The sequence below is a fragment of the Nocardia sp. NPDC060220 genome, from assembly GCF_042727815.1.
Lineage (GTDB): Bacteria > Actinomycetota > Actinomycetes > Mycobacteriales > Mycobacteriaceae > Nocardia.
In genome coordinates this window covers 1-1,962 of record NZ_JBHWZY010000263.1, presented here as the reverse complement: position 1 = coordinate 1,962, position 1,962 = coordinate 1, and the positions used below count along the sequence as shown (strand labels likewise).

General features: G+C 67.3%; 3 protein-coding genes. All 3 read left to right on the top strand.

Going from position 1 to position 1,962, the window contains the following annotated elements; all coding sequences use genetic code 11:
* Nucleotides 1-336: phosphopantothenoylcysteine decarboxylase (locus tag ACFWF3_RS15735; RefSeq protein ID WP_379314226.1), on the top strand; the 336-nt coding region annotated here is incomplete at its 5' end.
* Between the two features lie 215 nt (nucleotides 337-551).
* A complete protein-coding gene (metK, locus tag ACFWF3_RS15730; protein ID WP_101467096.1) occupies nucleotides 552-1,763 on the top strand; it encodes a methionine adenosyltransferase in 1,212 nt (403 codons plus the stop codon).
* Between the two features lie 14 nt (nucleotides 1,764-1,777).
* A partial coding sequence (locus tag ACFWF3_RS15725; protein WP_379314225.1) for a hypothetical protein occupies nucleotides 1,778-1,962 on the top strand: 185 nt, incomplete at its 3' end.

Below are 1,962 nucleotides of genomic sequence, written 5' to 3'. Positions count from 1 at the left end.
CCCGATGTGATCCCGCTGACCAAGAACGAGGACATCCTCGCCGGCTTGGTCGACGCCCGCACCGAGGGACGGCTCGCCGGTACCGCGATCGTGGGCTTCGCCGCCGAGACCGGTGACGACAACGGTGACGTGCTCACCCACGCCCGCGCGAAACTGGCCCGCAAGGGCTGCGATCTGCTCGTGGTCAACGCGGTCGGCGAGGGCAAGGCGTTCGAGGTCGACACCAACGACGGCTGGTTGCTCGGTGCCGACGGCACCGAGGCTGCTCTCGATCACGGTTCGAAGGCGCTGCTGGCCAGCCGGGTGCTCGACGCGCTGGTTCCGCTGCTGCGCTGACCGGGGAGTTCGCGTTGATTTCGCGCGAAAACGGTTGCGCGGCAACGCGGGTCGTGCAGTCTACCGCCCGTGCGGGTGTTCGCGGCGTGGCTTGGTACTTACTCGCCACCATGTCGGTGGTTTGGAATAGTCTTGATGAGAAGGGTTGCGCGGTAACACCGAGAAGTTACCGTCACAAGCCGAACGAGTAACCCGTTGAGGGAGAGGGAATAACTGTGCGTACGACAGGCAGTCGGCTTTTCACCAGTGAGTCCGTGACCGAGGGGCATCCGGACAAGATCTGTGACGCGATCAGCGATTCCATCCTCGACGCCTTGCTCGCGGAGGACCCGAGCAGCCGGGTCGCGGTGGAAACCATGGTCACCACCGGGCAGGTCCATGTCGCGGGCGAGGTCACCACCTCCGCTTACGCAGACATTCCGCGGATCGTGCGCGAGAAGGTCCTCGAGATCGGATACGACTCCTCCGCAAAGGGATTCGACGGCAACTCCTGCGGAGTCAACATCGCGATCGGTGCCCAGTCGCCCGATATCGCCCAGGGTGTCGACACCTCGCACGAGGCGCGCGTCGGCGGTTCCGACGACGCGATCGAGCGCCAGGGCGCCGGCGACCAGGGCCTGATGTTCGGCTACGCAACGACCGACACGCCCGAGCTGATGCCGCTGCCGATCGCGCTCGCGCACCGGCTCTCGCGCAAGCTCACCGAGGTCCGCAAGTCGGGCGTGCTGCCCTATCTGCGTCCCGACGGCAAGACCCAGGTCACCATCGAATACGACGGCGACCGCCCGGTTCGCCTCGACACGGTGGTCATCTCCACCCAGCACGCCGCCGATATCGACCTGGACAACCTCCTGGCACCCGATATCCGCGAGAAGGTCGTCGACGCCGTCATCGGCGACCTGAACCTGCCCAGCCTCGACACCTCCGACATCCGCCTGCTGGTGAACCCCACCGGCAAGTTCGTCCTCGGCGGCCCGATGGGTGACGCGGGCCTGACCGGCCGCAAGATCATCGTCGACACCTACGGCGGCATGGCCCGCCACGGTGGCGGCGCGTTCTCCGGCAAGGATCCGTCGAAGGTCGACCGCTCGGCCGCCTACGCCATGCGCTGGGTCGCCAAGAACGTCGTGGCCGCCGGTCTGGCGGACCGTGTCGAGGTGCAGGTCGCGTACGCGATCGGCAAGTCGGCCCCGGTCGGTCTGTTCGTCGAGACCTTCGGCACCGAGAAGGTCGACCCGACCCGCATCTCCACCGCCATCTCCGAGGTCTTCGACCTGCGTCCGGGCGCGATCATCCGCGATCTCGACCTGCTGCGCCCGATCTACGCGCCGACCGCCGCCTACGGGCACTTCGGCCGCACCGATGTCGACCTGCCCTGGGAGCACACGGACCGCGCCGACAAGCTGCGCGCGGCCGTCGGCCTGTAATACCCACGGACCGCGTGTCAGCGGGCGAAACATCGACAGCAGCGGGACACCCCATCGCGAGGGTGCTCCCGCTGCTTTCGCCTGCCCACCTCGACCGCGACTTCGACTACCTCGTCCCTGCTGAACTGGACGAGATCGCGCAGCCCGGCGTGCGCGTGCGCGTGCGTTTCGCAGGCCGCCTCGTCGACGGATATCTGCT